A 15,770-nucleotide genomic window follows, 5' to 3' on the forward strand; every position below is an offset into this window, starting at 1 on the left:
CTCCTGTCCTCCTGGTCTGCCCGATACCGGGGATCAGTTACGGGAGACATGTCGGCGACGGAAACGATCTGCCGCATGAATGACGCAAACGGGACAGCCCTCAGCCGCAGCGTGCAGCAACGACCGCCGAACTGGCGGGTGTGGTGAGGATTTCCGTGGCATCAAGGGCCGGATGGGTGAGGTGGAACAGGCGGAGCTCGTCCACGTCGCCCTCGAAACGAGGCGGCCAGTCCGGCGAGGGGGTGAAGTCGTCCAGGATGAGAAGGCCACCGGGAGCGAGCAGTTCGACGACCCTCTCGGGGTCGTCGCGTTTGCCTCCGCCGTCGCAGAAGAAGACATCGAAGGGGGCGTGCCGCTCCAGCAACCGCCAGTCCCCGGTGAGGACATCGACGCGGTCGTCGTCCGCGAAGACACCGGCCGCTCGCCGGGCCAGCGACTCGTCACGCTCCACGGTCACCAGGCGGGCCCCGGCGGCGAGTCCGCTGTGCAGCCAGGCGGTACCCACACCCGAACCGGTGCCGCTCTCCGCGATGACGCCGTGGGGTTTGGCGGCAGCGGCCAGCCTGAGCAACCTGCCCACCTCGGGAAGGCAACTCTTCCGGAAGCCCGCTGCGGAGGCGACACGCTCCGCGGCCGCCACGCGAAGCGGAACCGCACGCTCTGTCATCATCACGCATCCCCCTTCACCGTCCCCACGACGCTATCCATCGGCAGCGGTCTCCGCACGGAGTTCCGCCTCTGCGCATCCGGCGAACGTCCCGGGTCACGGCTGGGCAGGAGGGCACAGGGGCTCGTGGCGATGCCAGAGGAGGTACCGGTCCTCGCGCTGCAGTTCGGCCGAGCCCCACTCGATGCGCATGACGCCCTGGTCCATGGAGCACGCGTAGGCGACGAGAACGAGGCGCACATCTTCCGGCAGGAGGTTGAGGTCGGGGTGCGTCTCCGCCTCGTCGTGCTCGCCCAGACCCAGGTCGAAGGTCTGCTGCATGGGCTCCGGACCGTGCCGTCGGATCAGGTCCGCGCGGAGGCCCTTGGCGCTGCGGAGACGCGCGGCCGTGACGGGCACATTTCTCTTCGCGTAGCAGTACGGGTAGATCACCCGGCCACGAACGATCATCAGCGTCCGTCCTTGTAAGCGCACCGGCGTGGCGTCCGCGACGGAACTCAGACCGACCGCCAGCTCCTCGTACTGGGCGGCGTAGAGCCCGTGCCCGTACGCCTCCAGTGTCTGGGTGTGCACTCCCTCGTGCCCGCTTCGTGCCCTGGCGTGTGCTCGAACCAAGCCGGCCGGGATCAGCTCCGTCAACGGGCCGGCCGCGTCGCCGAAGGTCTCCCGCGCCCACCGTGTCACTGCTCCCACGGCCTACCGCCTCTCCCCCTTGTGGCACCGGAGTGCCGAGCAGCATTCAACAAAACCGTGCTGTGTGGGGGTGCGCACCGCAAGAGGGCATCCGGCGCACGGGACGCTCCGCGAAGGATTCAGCGCGAGCGGGCCGTGGCGGACGCCCTGGACGCCACCGGCGTCTCCGAGCTCGCCGACCGCCGGCTCGACCGGCTCTCCGGCGGCCAACGGCAGCGCTGCTGGCTGGCGATGACGCTCGCCCAGGACACCCCGGTGCTCCTGCTGGACGAACCGACCAGCGCCCTCGACATCGGCCACGCGGTCGAAGTCCTGGGGCTCGTACGGGAGGTGGCGTCCGCGGGGCGCGCGGTCGTCATGGTGCTGCACGACCTCGCCGCCGCGGCCCGGTACGCCGACCGGATCGCCGCCCTGCAGGACGGCCGGGTCGTCGCCGAGGGCCCGCCCCGGGAGGTCGTCGACGCGGGGCTGGTCCGCCGGCTGTACGGGATCGAGGCGGACATCCTCCGGGCCCCGGCCGACGGGGCTCCGGTGGTGGTCCCCGCGTCCGGAGGGCCCCTTCCCCCGTCCCGGCTCTCCGCCGCCGCTCCGCTCACCGAGGCCTGAGGCGCCGCACCCGGAGGGTCACCTTCCGTCACCGTCGGTCGCAGGTGATCGAGCGCCCCGCGCGGAGCGCAGGAGCGGCTGCCCACCCGCGGCCCCGGGACCCCGGCTCCCGGAGCCCCTGCCGAGCCCCCGCACCCTGGGGGGAGGTCGTCCCACGACCACCCCGGCACACCTCGCCGTTTCCCGCCCGGCCGGGTGCCGCGGAACGGGCGCTCCGCGATGGCAGGCCGGAGGCGTAGCGGAGACCATGGATGCAGCCGGGTATCAGCGATGGCATGAGGGGCCCGGACCGGCACCAGGCAGCGCGCCGATGGCCGCGGAAGGAGTGCCTGGGATGAGTGCATCCGAGTCCTTCGGAGCCCATCCCGGGGCGGCGGGCACCGGCCCGTCGGCACCGGGCGGCCTGCTCGACGTGCTGAACGTCGCGGCCGCCGTCCTCGACGCCGACGGACGCATCCGGCTGTGGAGCCCGCAGGCCGAGCAGCTCTTCGGCTACACCGCCGAGGAGGCCCTGGGCGAGTACGCCGGCCGGCTGCTGGTGCGCGAAGAGCACCTGGAACTGGTGCTGGGGCTGTTCGCCGAGGTCATGGCGGGCGACGACGGCTGGGCCGGGGTCTTCCCGGTGCGGCACAAGGACGGCAGCACGCTGCTGGTGGAGTTCCGCAACATGCGGCTCCAGGACAGGCAGGGCGACTACTACGCCCTGGGACTGGCCACGGACCAGGCCACGCTCCGGCGGGTCGAACGCGACCTCGCGCTGTCCACCCGCCTCGTGACGCAGTCACCGATCGGCCTGGCCGTGCTGGACACCGACCTGCGGTACGTCACCACCAACCCGGCGCTGGAGCGCCTGAACGGCGTGCCGGCCGCCGAGCACATCGGCCGGACCCTCGACGAGGTCCTGCCGGACCTGGAGACGGCGCCCTTGGAGCGCGCCATGCGCCGGGTCCTCACCACCGGCATCCCCGTCCTCGACCAGTACGTCGTCGGCCGCACCCCGGCGGATCCGGAGACGGACCACGCCTGGTCGGTGTCGTTCTACCGGCTCGAATCGTCCAACGGGGAGGTGCTGGGGGTGGCGGCGTCGGTGGTCGACGTCACCGAGCGCCATCTCGCCGTCCAGGAGCAGCGGCGAGCCGCCCTCACCCTCCAGCGGAGTCTGCTCCCGCAGCATCCGCCGCCGCGGCGGCCGGGGCTGACGCTGGCCTCCCGCTACGAGCCGGCCCGCGCGGTGGACGAGATCGGCGGCGACTGGTTCGACGTCATCCCGCTGAGCGACGACCGGACCGCCCTGGTGGTCGGTGACGTCATGGGCAGCGGCATCAGCGCCGCGGCCATGATGGGGCAGCTCCGCACCGCCACCCGCACCCTCGCCGACCTCGGCCTGGATCCCGCGCAGGTGCTGCACCACCTGGACCGGCTGACCGACGGGCTGGACCACACCATCGCCACCTGCGTCTACGCCGTGCACGACCCGCACGACGGGCAGTGCCGCATCGCCCTCGCGGGGCATCTGCCACCGGTCCTGCTGCACGCCGACGGCCGCCGTGAACTGCTCGACCTGCCGACCGGGGCGCCGCTGGGGGTGGGCGGCGTCGTCTTCCGCACCACCGTTCTCGGTCTGCGGCCGGGCGATCAGCTCGTGCTGTACACCGACGGGCTGGTCGAGACGCGGGACGAGGCCATCGACGTCCGGCTGGCCACCCTGCTGGACAGCCTCGACAACGCGGACCGCCCGCTGGAGAAGACCTGCGACCATCTGCTGCGCACGCTGCGCCGCCCGGAGAACCGGGAGGACGACGTGGCCCTGCTGATCGCCCGGACGCACTCCCTCGGCCACTGACCGGTATGCCACCGCCTGTCGGCAGGTTCTGTTTTCCTGTGCCCGCGGTGAGAGGTTTTGCCGAACGGTCGATCACCTGTTGCCCCTGGTCACGTAGCTTCCAGGCATCCACTGATCGCGATGCGGACCTCTCCCGGCATGCCAGGAGGGGCCCGCTGGGAGGCATGTCATGAGTGTGGTCGACCTGTTCCGGACCGCGGCCGCGCTGTCGGGCGCATGGAAATCCCGTCTGCTGGGCGAGGTGGGGACGGCCTGCGTCAAGGTGCTGCGCATGGACGGGCTGCCGGTCGAGGAGGAGACGCATGGCACCGCCGAGGTGCTGCTGGTGCTCGATGGCCGGCTGGAATTGAGTGTGGAAGATGCCGAGGTGTCCGTGGGGCCGGGCGAGATGTACGCCGTGCCGGCGGGCGCCCGGCATGCCGTTCGTGCAGGGAGCCGGGGGACCCTGGTGATTGTGGAAGTGCCCGAGGGGTGAGGGCGGTTCAGGCAGCCCGGCTCGGTACTCGGGTGTGCTGTGCGGCCCGGGGCCGTCCCGCCCGCCCGGCCCGGAGCGCCGGGCGGAACGGGACGGCCCCGGAGGTCAGCGGCCTCCCGACCCCCGCGCGTCCTCGTCGTCCTCCGTCGCCAGCAGGTCCTGCAGTTCTCGCACCGCCGCGCGGAGCCGGCCGGCGAAGGCGTGCATCCCCTCGGCCACCGGGCGCGGGGTGCTCAGGTAGACGTTGAACCGGTCGGGCAGCAGGACGTAGGCCACGCCGATGCACCGGCTGCTGGTCGACCCGAAGCCGAAGTACCGGATGTGGGTGGAGGGTGCGGAGCTGGTGCTCAGGCAGTCGTCCCGCATGACGAGCCAGCCCGGCGTGCCGTACAGCCCCGGGTCCTCCGGCACGCCCAGCGACGCGCCGCGCCGCTTCCGGATCAGCTGGAGCTCCCACAGATGCTGCTCGGGTGCCTGGCCCTGCTGGCACTGCTTCGCCCGTTCCACATGCCGGTCGGCGGCGGCCCGGAACGCCGCCCGGCGGGCCGCCCGGTCCGCGCCGGGGTCCTCCATCGCGGCCACGAACCGCAGCACCTCGGGCGTGACGACCCGCATCGCCTCGGTCCGCCCGCGCCGGAACTGCCGGGTGGCGATCGACTCGTAGGTCGGCCCGACGGTGCCCTTGGCCCGCTGGTGGGCGAGTTGGTAGGCCATCTGCACGAACGCGTCGGGCGAGATGCGCAGTTGCTTGGCCCGGTTGCCGCCGAAGTCGTCGAAGGAGACCGTGGTGGTCGCCGTGGCGGCGCCGTACTCCGCGAACGCCTCGGCGGCGGACCGTACGTCCGCGCGGAGGGCCGCGTCGAGCACGAAGGTGACGGGCTCGACGGCGGGCAGGCCCTGGGACCGCGCTCCCGACTGCCGGGCGTGCTCCTCGACCGGGGTGCCGAGCAGGGCGTCGACGAAGCTGAGGATCGTCGTCCCGTCGAGTTCGCAGTGCTCCACGTTGATGCCCGCCCGGCCGTCCTCGAAGACGATGAGGGACACCGCCTTGTCGAACCACCGGTTGCCGCTGTTCCCGTACAGCAGCTGGTCGCAGGTCTCCTGCGTGTCCCCGGGGGCGAAGTCCTCCAGACACACGCAGAACAGCGCCGTCTCGATCACGTCGAGCGCGTCCGCGTTCCCGGGGTCGCAGGCGACGAGGGCGTCCCGGCGGTCGGCCCACTCGGCCCGCGCCATGGTGGTGAGATGGCCGACGGAGGCGTCCTGCGGGGCCGGCTCCGCCCCGGCCTTCATCACGGCGGCGAGCCCTGCCGCGAGGTCGTCGGGGGTGTGCGGCAGCCCGTCCTCGCCGAGCACCTCCATGCGGAACAGGTTGCCGCGGTGGAACACCACGATGTGGCGGGCGGACGACGGGCCGGGCCACTGATCGGAGTACGGGGCGCGCACCGTGTCCAGCTCCCGGCCCGGGATCCGGGTCGTGGAGAACAGGTACTTGTTCTGGTCCATCGACAGCGCACGGCCCCGCTGGACGATCGGCGGTACGCGCTCCGCGTCCAGCTGCCGCTTGTAGGCGACGGCGGCGGTGATCAGCCCGGCGGCCCGTTCCACCTGGCTCTGTCCGGTGTCCTCGAACAGGAAGAAGAAGTTCGCGTTGAGCGCGATGCGGTCGCGCCGGCCCAGGTAGCGGTAGGGCCAGAAGGTGTCGAGCCAGCTGTGCACGCTGGCCTCGGCGTCGTACCGCTCCAGAGCCGCGTGGAGGGTCCGCCCGGGGCCGTCCGGCCGGAGGAACGCCTCCACCTCCGCGCGGGTCCGCTCCCGCTCCTCCTCGGTGAGCAGCGGCTCGCACCAGGCGAGGAACCGTTCGCAGGTCTCCTCCAGCGTGGGCAGGGGCACGCGCGGCAGGGCGTCGTCGTTCGCGAAGGTACGGGTGGCCGGGGTGGCCGATTCCTGACTGCTGTTCACTGGGTTCCTCGATTGGTCACTGGTTGCCTCGGTCTCGGGACGGAGTGGTGCCGTCGGTTGACTGGAGCCCGCCGGAGTCACCGACGGGACGGCGGACGAACGTCACCGGACGGCGTGCCGCTCGGGCTCGCGCGGCCGGGAGACGTGGAGACGGGCGTAGAACCAGCCGTCGGCCTCCAGGCCGGACGGGTCCACGCCGACGGACGACAGGGTGTCGAGCACCCGCGACTGCTCCTCCGCGGAGGCGAACCGCCGCTGTTTGAACAGGCCTTCGACGTGGACGGTCTCGTACCCCGCGGCCGCCAGGCTCTCCTCGACGGCGTCGAAGGGGAACATCCGCAGGACGAAGTGGGCCATCCACGGTTTGCGCGCGCCGCCGTGGGCCTCGACCACCCGGGAGAGCGTCTTCTCGGTGACGTAGCCGACGCAGCCCGTCGAGATGACGAGGTCGGTCCCGGCGAGCAGCGCGCGTTGCTCTTCGGTGGGGTCGCATGTCTCCAGGTCGGCGTGGACCGCGCTGTCGAGGAGCCCGGCCGCCAGCGCGTACGAGACGGCGGGCCGGGAGGCGTCGAGGCCGGTGAACCGGGCCCCGGCGGGGCGTTCCCGGCCGGCGACCCACTCCCGGTCGCGGGCGAGCAGTTCGTCGCCGGTCAGGCCGGGGGCGTCGCCGTCGCAGTACCGCTCGTAGAGGCCGTCCATGGTCGTGTTGCAGGTGAGCAGGGCGGCGTTGATGCCGTAGGAACAGCCGATGTCCAGGATGTGCGGCGTACGGACCCGCCGGACGTCCCGGTATTCGTGGACGAGTTTCGTGAAATAGGGCTTGGCCAGCTGAGGGATGCAGTAGTCGAGCTCACGCAGCGTACGGAAGTACGCGCGCGGGTCGGGTTGCGTGTAGATGTTCTCGAGGGAGACTTTTCCGGTCGGGTCGAATCGCACGGGTGCACTCCTGACGTGGATGCAGAGCGGTCGACGGGCCGCGGGAGGGTGGTTTCACCGCACCGGCGGCCTCGCTAGTCCAGCAGCTGATCGACGCGCACCGCCCGGCCCTCGGCCGCCAGATGCTGTGGCATCACGCGACCGAACAGCTGTTTGGTGCGCGCCACGCTCCCGATGACTCCGGGGCGCTCGCTGTAGGCGAATATCGCGGTGTGCCGCGCGGTGCGGCCCTCCACCTCGCTCACCCGGTGCAGCGAGTAGCGGCCTTTGAACAATTGCAGATCGCCCGGCCGCAGGGTGAGCCGACGGATCAGCCGCTCACCGCGGCCGGTCAGGACGTCCCGGACGTCGTCGAAGTTCTCGGCTTGCGCGGACCGGATGTTCGGGCAGTACTCGAAGATACCGCCGGCCTCGGATTCCTGGGTGAGCAGACTCACGGTGAACTCGTTCGTGTCGAAGTGCCAGGGGTGCTCCATCCCCGGGTTGACCACATTCAGGCACAGTCCGGAGAGGGGGTCCCCGAGTTCATGGAGCCGGGGCAGTTCGAAGCAGTCGGCGATGAAACGCTGGAACAGCTCGTCGGAGTAGAGCTGATGAATGATGAATTCCCGGGGAATGCGGTCGCGGGCCACGAAGGCGTTGCCGCGCTCGATCGCGATGCGCCCCGGGTGGCCCTCCGGAATGGTGGAGTCGACGTCGATGTTGTAGGCATTGACCGTTTCGACGTCGTAGTGCGCCCGTGGCGCGACGGTGGCGCATTCCTCGCGGAGCGCCGCGGCCAGGGACGGCCGGATGAATGCGGGAAGGACGCTGCACCCCAGCGTCTCCAGTTCGCCGCGGGTGCGGATGACCATGGTTTTCCAGTCGGCACTGTCCGGATCGGACAAGGGGTAGCGAACCGTGTCCACCACCTGCTCGACCGTACGAGTTACCGATGTGCTCATGAGGATCCTCTCCACGCGCAAGTTCATCGCGCCCGTCCGGAACACCGGAGCGGGCATCGACGACAGTTCTGGGCACTCGTGCGGGAGAAGCAGATCGGCCCAGCACTGTCAAGACCACCGCCTCCCGCGAAGGAACTGCTCCCGTAACGCCTTCCTGTCTCTTTCGAACCCCAAAGGGGTGTAGCACATTCGTCACCCTCCATTCAGGGTCCGGCGACGGTGTGTGACGCGATCCACTGCGATCCGCTGATGCCGATTCAGCACAACCGCACATAACGGAATCTGACATCACATCAATGTCTCCGGACAGGTTTGACGGCCCGCGAAGAGGAGAACATCGGAGTCGGTGAGGTACGGCCGGTCCATGGCCGTCTTCACACGGACGTGGGTGTCCGCGCACAGGCGTTTCCCGCGTCGGAGCCGTCCCCGGCGGATTTCCCGTCTCCGGCGGGCCCGGCCGGCCCGGCGTCCGTGCGCCGCCGTGACACGCGCCGGGACCGTGCCGGAGACCCCCGTGCGAGTGCACACGCACCGTCCACCCGGCCTCCGCCGCAGGGCGGCAGCTCGGTGGTACCGCCCCTCCCCCACCCGTCAGGCCGGATAGGCGTGGACCTGAGTGGCCTTGACGGTGGCCCAGACCTCGACACCGGGGTGCAGGCCGAGTTCGGCGGTGGCGGCGGTCGTCAGATCCGCGGTGACGGACAGGTCACCGGTGAGACCGGCCCGGATCTGGTCACCGTGCGACTCCAGACCGGTGACCCGGGCACGCCACACGTTGCGGGCGCTGGACGTACCGGGCCGCTCCCGGTGGAGGGTGACGGCGCTGGGCGGGAAGGCCACGAACGCGGGCCCGGTCAGGGCGTCTGCGGCGCTGACGACCGGACCGGCGTCCAGCCGGACGCGGTGGCCGTCGGCCTCGCCCTGGTACAGATTGAGCCCCACGAGGTGGGCGATGTAGTCGGTGCGGGGACGGCGGGCGATGTCGGAGGGCGCGCCCTCCTGCACGGCACGGCCGTCCTCCAGGACGACGAGACGGTCGGCGAGCACCATGGCGTCGAGCGGGTCGTGCGTGACCAGGACGGCGACGGCCTCGAAGTCCGCCAGGTGGTGCCGGAGCCGGGCGCGCACCTCGATGCGGGTGCGGGCGTCGAGAGCGGCCAGCGGCTCGTCGAGCAGCAGCAGACGGGGCCGGGTCGCCAGGGCACGGGCGAGGGCCACCCGCTGGGCCTGGCCGCCGGAGAGGTGCCGGGGCTTGGCGGCGGCGTGGTCCGCCAGCCCCATGCGTTCCAGCCACCGGCTCGCCTCGGCGCGGGCCTCGGATTTCGACGCGCCGTGACAGCGCGGGCCGAAGGCGACGTTGTCGAGCGCGCTGAGGTGCGGAAAGAGCAGGTAGTCCTGGAAGACCACACCGACCGGGCGTTCCTCGGGCGGGATCCCGTCCAGGCCGGCCCCGTCGAGGCGCAGATGGCCGCCGCTGGGCGGGGCGAGACCGGCGAGGGCGCGGAGGGCGGTGGTCTTGCCCGCACCGTTGGGACCGAGGAGGGCGAGCACGTCGCCGGGCTCCGCGTGCAGGGTCAGGTCGAGGCGGAAGGAGCCCCGGTCGGCCACGAGGTGGGCGTCGAGCGTCATGGTGCGGTCATCCAGCGGTCGCGCAGCCCGGCCAGGACCGCGATCGACACGGCGAGCAGTACCAGGCTGAGGGCGATGGCGGCGGCCGGGTCGTTCTGCAGCGCCAGGTAGACCGCCAGGGGCATGGTCTGGGTGCGGCCGGGGAAGTTGCCGGCGAAGGTGATGGTGGCCCCGAACTCGCCCAGGGCGCGGGCCCAGGCGAGCACCGCACCGGCGGCCACCCCCGGGGCGATCAGCGGCAGCGTGACCCGGCGGAACGCGGTGAAACGCGAGGCGCCCAGGGTCGCGGCGGCCTCCTCGTACCGCGGATCGGCCGCCCGCAGCGTCCCCTCGACGCTGATGACGAGGAACGGCATGGCGACGAACGCCTCCGCGACGACCACTCCGGCGGTGGTGAACGGCAGGGTGACCCCGAAGGCGTCGTCCAGCCACCGCCCGGCCACGCCGTTGCGGCCCAGCGCCAGCAGCAGCGCCACACCGCCGACCACGGGCGGCAGCACCAGCGGCAGGGTGACCAGCGCCCGCACCAGGCCCCGGCCGGGGAACTCGGTGCGGGCCAGCAGCCACGCCAGCGGGACGCCGAGCACCAGGCTGACGCCGGTGGCGGCCGTCGCGGTGATCAGCGAGAGCCGCAGCGCGTCCCAGACCTCGGCGCTGCCGAGCTGCTGCGGCAGGCTGCTCCAGGGCGCCCGGACGAGCAGCGCGGCCAGCGGCAGCAGCAGGAAGACGAGACCGGCCAGGGCGGGCACCAGCAGCGGCAGCGGAGCCCGCCGTCCGCCGCGGGCGGGACGGCGTCGCGTCCGGCCCGCGCGGACGTCGCCCCCGGTGCCCGGCCGGCCGGTCATGGCTGGAGGAAGCCGGCGTCGGTGAGGACCTTCCGGCCCTCGGCGGACTTCACCAGGGCGATGAACTCCTCGGCCGCGGCGGCGTTGGGCGCGTTCTTCAGCAGGGCGAGGGGATAGGTGTTGATGGCGTCGGCGGCCTCGGGGAACTCCACGCCTTCGACTTTCCTCCCGGCCGCCCGGACATCCGTCGTGTAGACCACGGCGGCGTCGACCTCCCCCAGTTGCACCTTGGTCAGGGCTCCCTTGACGTCCTGTTCGTAGGAGGCCGGGGTGAGCTTCAGCCCGGAGGCGTCGAGCGCCTTCTGCGCCGCCGCGCCGCAGGGCACCGTCTTGTCGCACAGGGCGACCTTCGTCCCGGGCCGGGTGAGGTCCTTCAGGGTGCGGATCTTCTTCGGGTTGCCCGGCGGAGTGGCGATCTCCAGCTTGTTGCGGACGAAGGGCGCCGGCGCGCCGGAGGTGTCGTGCGCGTCGGTGACCGTCTTCATCGTCTTGTCGCTGGCGGCGGCGAAGACGTCCGCGGGGGCACCGGAGGTGATGCTGGCGGCCAGGGCGTCGCTGCCACCGAAGTTGAACGTGACGTCGGTGCCGCGGTGGTCGGCCTCGAACTTCTTGCCCAGCTCGGTGAAGCTCTCCTTCAGGGAGGCGGCGGCGAACACCGTCACCTTGCCGGAGATCTTCTTCGACGACGAGGAGTCCGAGGACGACGGCTCCGAGGAAGAACAGGCACCGACGGACAACAGCAGCGCGGCGACTGCCGCCATGGTGAGCGTCCGCGTGCGGCGGGCGGAACGGGTCGGCACGGTATCTCCCTCTGTCCTGTTTCAGGCTCGTTCGACGACCACGTTGGTCGACTTGATCACGGCTGTCGCCGGAACGCCGGGGGCCAGCTCCAGTTCCTCCGCCGACTCCCGGCTGATCATGGACACCACCCGGAACGGCCCGGCCTGGATCTCCACCTGGGCCGACACATCGCCGAGGATCACCTCGGTGACGATGCCGGAGAAGCGGTTGCGGGCGGACGAGCCGGTGCTCTCCCGCTCCGCCCGGTTCAGCTCCCGGACGAAGGCGGCCAGATCCGGTCCCGCGACCGTCCGGCGGCCCTGCTCGTCGCGTTCGGCGTGCAGCCGTCCGCTGTCGATCCAGCGCCTGAGGGTGTCGGCGCTGACGCCCATCAGGGCGGCGGCTTCCCCGATCCGGTAGCTGTGCATGCGCCGATCATACTGTCGCAGTTGCGAGGGGAACGTCTGCTGTCACATCGCACGGGCCCAACAGGAACGGAGATCCTGCTGGCATGTGCGTTCACACCAAGTCTCGATGGGACAGGACGGCGGCCGGTTCCCCCAGGGGCGCCTGCCGCACCCAGCCGTCCGCCTGCGCCCCGACCGGATCGTGCCCGCGGTCCGAGCCGCGGTCTCCGGGCTCCGGGCTCCCAGCTCCGGGACGCAGTGGATATAGCGGACACGACGAGCAGAGCAGACAGGTCGAATAGGACGGACCGGCGGACGTCGACGCACCGGGCGGCTACGCACATCCACGCAGCACCCCCTCCGCAGCCCCGCGTATCCGGCCGGCCACCTCGGAACTCTCATCACGTTCTGTGTTGGAATCGACACCCACCTGCTCCCACGTTCGTGGATGGGCCGACGCAGAAGGGGAACCGACATGTGGGCCGCACTGACCTCGCTGCTGGGTGTCGTCCTCGGTGGGGCGCTGTCCTTCGCGGCGCAGCAGTCCGCACGCCGCTCGGCGGAACGCGCCGAGGCGCGGCGCCGCAGCGACGAGGCCGCCGAGACCCGCCGCGCGGACCGGATCTCCCATCTGGTGGCCTTCGTCGTGGCCGTGCAGGAGGCCGAACGCGTGGCGGTCGACTGCTGCCTCGACCGGTCGGCCGACGAGGAGTCGAGGCGGCGACGGGCCGAAGAGACCATCGACAGGCTGTGGGTGCTTCAGAAGACGATCCATATGCTGTGCGCCCCGCAGGTCAACGATGCCGCACGCGTCCTGGTGTTCGCGTTGCAGGAGATTCTCAGGGACGGCCCGAGCGGCTCACCGGAATCGGTGGTCGAGCAGGTGGCCGCGCACATCCGCCCGAGCCGCAACGCCTTTCTGGACACGGCCCGTGACTGCCTGGGCTGAGGGCTGTGCGGCATGCCGTGATGGATCGGGGGCGTCGGATGCGGAGCTTTCCGTCCGGCACGGAGATTTTCCGTCCGCAGGTCGGGCGCGGTCGCCTGTGACGTCGAACAGCCCCTGCCTAGGCTTTGCGGGCGAGTAGGTGAACCTCCTGGAACTGCCGTCGGTCGGTGGGCTGAGGCTCGCGAACCATCCGGGCCACCTCGGCCAGCCCGGACTCACGCAGCATCGCGGCAAGATGATCAGGCGACCACCGATACGCCGGCGCGACTGCGTGATCGAAGACCTGCGCCGGGTGAGTCGGATCATCGCCTGCCCAGAAGCCGACCAGAAGGTGGCCGCCAGGTGCCAGCACCCGGTGGAACTCCGCCAGGATGGCAGGGAGTTCTTGCGGCGGAGTGTGGATGATGGACCAACGGGAGAGGACGCCGCCCAGTGCGCTGTCAGCGATGGTCAACGCGGCCATCGAGCCCACGTCGAACCGCAGCCCCGGATAGGCCTGTCGAGCCGACTCGATCATCACAGGCGAGGCATCGACGCCGAACGCCGCCAGCCCCAGCTCGTCCAGATGGGCGGTGACATGGCCAGGCCCACACCCCAGGTCCGCGACCCGCCCGTCCCCACTCGCACGTACGGCCTCCGCGAAGACACCCAGCATCGCGCGGTCCAGGGGACTGTCACGCAGCACCTCCCGGAACAGCTGCGCATAGGTGGGGGCAGCAGCGTCGTAGGCATCGCGGGTGGCACGGAGGACATCGTGTTCGACCATGCTCGCGACAGTAGTTGCCGTTGAGTACGAAGGAGCGCAGGGCTGCGAACTCGGACTCGATCCGGTTCAGCCGGGATCCGTGAGTCGGCAGGAAGGCCAGCTCGACATCGTTTCAACGACCCACGTGAGCACTTGGGCGTGTTGTGTGAGCGGGGGAGAAGTTGTCCCGACGGTGCGCGACGCGCCTCAGTCGGCATCTTCCTTGATCATGAGGGCGACCACACCGCTAGAGTCCGCTGAACGGCAGCAACAGGGGGATTGATGACAGCAGCGGATGCAGTGCCCATAGTCTTCGTTCACGGGACGCGCTTCAGCGCGGGGCAGTGGAGTGTGCAGCTCGCGGCGCTCCGGGACGAGTTCCCGGTGGCCGCCGTCGACCTGCCCGGCCATGGGGAGCGCTCAGCTCAGCCCTGGAGCCTGCGCAGTGCAACAGAGATCATCGCTTCCGCGGTGGACTCGCTCGGCCGTGGGCCGGCTCTGGTCGTCGGGCACTCGCTCGGGGGATACACCTCGCTGGAGTTCGCACGGCGTCATCCGGAACACCTGCGCGGGCTGGTCCTCGCGGGAGCCAGCGCCTCCACCCGCGGCCTCTGGACAGCGCCCTATCGGGGGGTCGCCAGGCTGGTCCCTCATATACCGGAGGATCGGCTGGCCCGCTGGAACGACCGGCTCTTGCGGCGGCTCTATCCGTCCGAAGTGGTGGAGGCGACCATCCGTTCCGGCTACGCCTTCCACACCCTGCCCGCAGCCTGGGGCGAGGTACTGGGACACTTCGATGCGGGTGCGATGCGCTGGGTGAAGGCTCCGGTACTGATCCTCAACGGCGAGAAGGACCCCGTCTTCCGGGCCGGCGAGGCGGACTTCGCCCGCGCACATCCCCACGCACGCATCGAGTTGATCCCGGGGGCACGACACCTCGCGAACTTCGATGCCCCGGGCGCCTTCACCTATGCCGTCCGCCGCTTCGCTCGGCAGCTCCCTGCCGTCGGCTGAGTGCGCCATCGCCGGGACCCGGGCCCCTGGATACCCAGCGGCCCCTTGCGGTGCTCAGCCATGAGTCGCCGGGGGTGACGAACCCCCATGGAGCACTCAGGGCTGTCCGGTGGTGCGTCGTGAACGAGCCGACCGCCCCGCCCCGGTGGGGAAGGACGGCCGGCTCCGGTCGGCGGGCGTCAGGCCCTGCCGCCTTCCGTCAGGCCTTGCCCGTCTTCCACGGACCGCAGTTGTAGGGCTTGCCGGTCTCGCCCTTCTGCTCGCAGACCCGGAACTTCACGGTCGAGCCCTCCTTGAAGTCCTCGTGCCGCACGGCAGCGGGGTAGCGCTCCGCCCAGTGCATTTCCGAGGCATCGCCCGGCAGCTCCACGGCGGGCCGGTAGTACTGCAGCAGCTCGCCGTGACCGTTGGCCGAGATGTCGTAGAGGTAGAAATGATCAGCCTGGCTGTGGAAACTCGCCCAGCCGGTGTTGTGCTTGTCACGGGCGATGTAGACCCGGTCGGCGGCACTCGCCGGTCCGGCGCCGAGTCCGGCGAGCGACAGCCCCATGGCGACGCTGACCAGAGCCGAGACTGTCCTGCGTGATGGCACGCGCATATATCTTCCCCCTGTTGAGTCCGACTTCATGATCAACTTAGGGGGAATCCGACGCCGCACACAAACGGAATAACGTGCGTGGACAGCTGCCGTCCCGGAGCTCCTGCCCATCGCAGCCGGACCGTGACTCCCCTACTCCCGGTCGTCCGGATTCCGGTTGTCCGGGCAGTCCGCCGCGACCCAGGTGGCGGTGAGGTCCCGGCAGACGACGTACAGCGTTCCGGGGCGGAAGGCCACCTCGTGGGAGCAGCCGTAGGCGTGCGGGAGGATCTCGTCCAGGATGACGGTGCCGGGAAGCCCCAGTTCGGGTGCCTCCGGTATGTCGATCCGGATCTCCGTGACCTCCGTGTAGCGGACGATCAGGTCTTCGTCGTGCTTCCAGCAGTTGTGCCGGAAGTGGATTCGGTAGTCCGGGCACTCGGCGCTGGGCACGGTGAGCTGCTGGAACTGCAGATCCTTGGTGCAGCGCTTGCCGGAGAACCGGTAGTGGTCCGGGTCGGCGGCGAAAGCACGCGCGCCGGGCGGCAGGCGGTCGATCAGCTCGGGCAGTTGCTCCACGTAGCGGGTGGGGTCGATGACCCCGGTGCATGTGCCGCGAACCGCGTCGAGGTCGACGTACTGCATGGACTGCTCCTGCCCCGTTCAACTGCTGTCGCTGAAAGGGCTCATGATGGCAT

17 protein-coding genes are annotated in these 15,770 nt (G+C 70.8%); 5 read left to right on the plus strand and 12 right to left on the minus strand.

Annotated features, from left to right (window positions below; genetic code table 11):
- Positions 1 to 100: 100 nt before the first annotated feature.
- Both ACFYYR_RS07410 and ACFYYR_RS07415 read right to left on the minus strand, forming a co-directional pair.
- Positions 101 to 673 carry an O-methyltransferase gene (locus ACFYYR_RS07410; RefSeq protein WP_388847937.1) on the minus strand — a complete coding sequence of 191 codons (573 nt, stop codon included), beginning with the start codon at positions 671 to 673 and terminating at the stop codon, positions 101 to 103.
- 90 nt (positions 674 to 763) lie between these two features.
- Positions 764 to 1,360: a hypothetical protein gene (locus ACFYYR_RS07415; RefSeq protein WP_388847940.1), complete on the minus strand. Its 597-nt coding sequence runs from the start codon at positions 1,358 to 1,360 to the stop codon at positions 764 to 766.
- A gap of 117 nt (positions 1,361 to 1,477) precedes the next feature.
- On the opposite strand from ACFYYR_RS07415, the gene ACFYYR_RS07420 reads away from it, so the two are divergent.
- The 3 genes from ACFYYR_RS07420 to ACFYYR_RS07430 all read left to right on the plus strand — a co-directional run bounded on the left by ACFYYR_RS07420 (position 1,478) and on the right by ACFYYR_RS07430 (position 4,284).
- Entirely contained in the window at positions 1,478 to 1,966 is a 489-nt protein-coding gene (locus tag ACFYYR_RS07420; RefSeq protein ID WP_388848156.1) for an ABC transporter ATP-binding protein, read from the plus strand.
- 334 nt (positions 1,967 to 2,300) lie between these two features.
- Complete coding sequence (locus ACFYYR_RS07425; protein WP_388847943.1) at positions 2,301 to 3,809, plus strand: SpoIIE family protein phosphatase; 1,509 nt, start codon at positions 2,301 to 2,303, stop codon at positions 3,807 to 3,809.
- A 169-nt stretch (positions 3,810 to 3,978) separates the two neighbouring features.
- Positions 3,979 to 4,284, plus strand: coding sequence for a cupin domain-containing protein (locus ACFYYR_RS07430; RefSeq protein ID WP_388847946.1), 306 nt, complete (start codon positions 3,979 to 3,981; stop codon positions 4,282 to 4,284).
- A 105-nt stretch (positions 4,285 to 4,389) separates the two neighbouring features.
- Here the strand turns inward: ACFYYR_RS07430 and ACFYYR_RS07435 are convergent, their stop codons facing one another.
- The 7 genes from ACFYYR_RS07435 to ACFYYR_RS07465 form a co-directional block, all read right to left on the minus strand.
- Entirely contained in the window at positions 4,390 to 6,246 is a 1,857-nt protein-coding gene (locus ACFYYR_RS07435) for a choline/carnitine O-acyltransferase (protein ID WP_388847949.1), read from the minus strand.
- 102 nt (positions 6,247 to 6,348) lie between these two features.
- Positions 6,349 to 7,182, minus strand: coding sequence for a class I SAM-dependent methyltransferase (locus tag ACFYYR_RS07440; RefSeq protein ID WP_388847952.1), 834 nt, complete (start codon positions 7,180 to 7,182; stop codon positions 6,349 to 6,351).
- A gap of 74 nt (positions 7,183 to 7,256) precedes the next feature.
- Positions 7,257 to 8,126, minus strand: coding sequence for an arpA protein (locus ACFYYR_RS07445; RefSeq protein WP_388847955.1), 870 nt, complete (start codon positions 8,124 to 8,126; stop codon positions 7,257 to 7,259).
- A 591-nt stretch (positions 8,127 to 8,717) separates the two neighbouring features.
- Entirely contained in the window at positions 8,718 to 9,755 is a 1,038-nt protein-coding gene (locus ACFYYR_RS07450; protein WP_388847958.1) for an ABC transporter ATP-binding protein, read from the minus strand.
- A complete protein-coding gene (locus tag ACFYYR_RS07455) occupies positions 9,752 to 10,600 on the minus strand; it encodes an ABC transporter permease (RefSeq protein WP_388847961.1) in 849 nt (282 codons plus the stop codon). The genes ACFYYR_RS07450 and ACFYYR_RS07455 overlap by 4 nt, the downstream gene beginning before the upstream one ends.
- Entirely contained in the window at positions 10,597 to 11,361 is a 765-nt protein-coding gene (gene modA / locus ACFYYR_RS07460; protein WP_388848158.1) for a molybdate ABC transporter substrate-binding protein, read from the minus strand. Before modA ends, ACFYYR_RS07455 begins: the two co-directional genes overlap by 4 nt.
- Positions 11,362 to 11,421: 60 nt before the next feature.
- Positions 11,422 to 11,808, minus strand: a complete 387-nt coding sequence (locus tag ACFYYR_RS07465; RefSeq protein WP_388847964.1) for a molybdopterin-binding protein — start codon at positions 11,806 to 11,808, stop codon at positions 11,422 to 11,424.
- A 454-nt stretch (positions 11,809 to 12,262) separates the two neighbouring features.
- Between ACFYYR_RS07465 and ACFYYR_RS07470 the strand changes: the two genes are divergently transcribed.
- Entirely contained in the window at positions 12,263 to 12,736 is a 474-nt protein-coding gene (locus tag ACFYYR_RS07470) for a hypothetical protein (RefSeq protein WP_388847967.1), read from the plus strand.
- Between the two features lie 118 nt (positions 12,737 to 12,854).
- Here the strand turns inward: ACFYYR_RS07470 and ACFYYR_RS07475 are convergent, their stop codons facing one another.
- A complete protein-coding gene (locus ACFYYR_RS07475; RefSeq protein ID WP_388847970.1) occupies positions 12,855 to 13,502 on the minus strand; it encodes a class I SAM-dependent methyltransferase in 648 nt (215 codons plus the stop codon).
- 261 nt (positions 13,503 to 13,763) lie between these two features.
- Between ACFYYR_RS07475 and ACFYYR_RS07480 the strand changes: the two genes are divergently transcribed.
- Positions 13,764 to 14,495 (plus strand): alpha/beta fold hydrolase, encoded by a 732-nt coding sequence (locus tag ACFYYR_RS07480; RefSeq protein ID WP_388847973.1) that lies wholly within the window; start codon positions 13,764 to 13,766, stop codon positions 14,493 to 14,495.
- 199 nt (positions 14,496 to 14,694) lie between these two features.
- Here the strand turns inward: ACFYYR_RS07480 and ACFYYR_RS07485 are convergent, their stop codons facing one another.
- Complete coding sequence (locus tag ACFYYR_RS07485; protein ID WP_388847976.1) at positions 14,695 to 15,087, minus strand: hypothetical protein; 393 nt, start codon at positions 15,085 to 15,087, stop codon at positions 14,695 to 14,697.
- Positions 15,088 to 15,225: 138 nt separating this feature from the next.
- A complete protein-coding gene (locus tag ACFYYR_RS07490) occupies positions 15,226 to 15,717 on the minus strand; it encodes a hypothetical protein (protein WP_388847979.1) in 492 nt (163 codons plus the stop codon).
- Positions 15,718 to 15,770: the final 53 nt, after the last annotated feature.

The sequence above is a fragment of the Streptomyces sp. NPDC001922 genome, from assembly GCF_042891165.1.
In the GTDB taxonomy this organism is placed as follows: domain Bacteria; phylum Actinomycetota; class Actinomycetes; order Streptomycetales; family Streptomycetaceae; genus Streptomyces.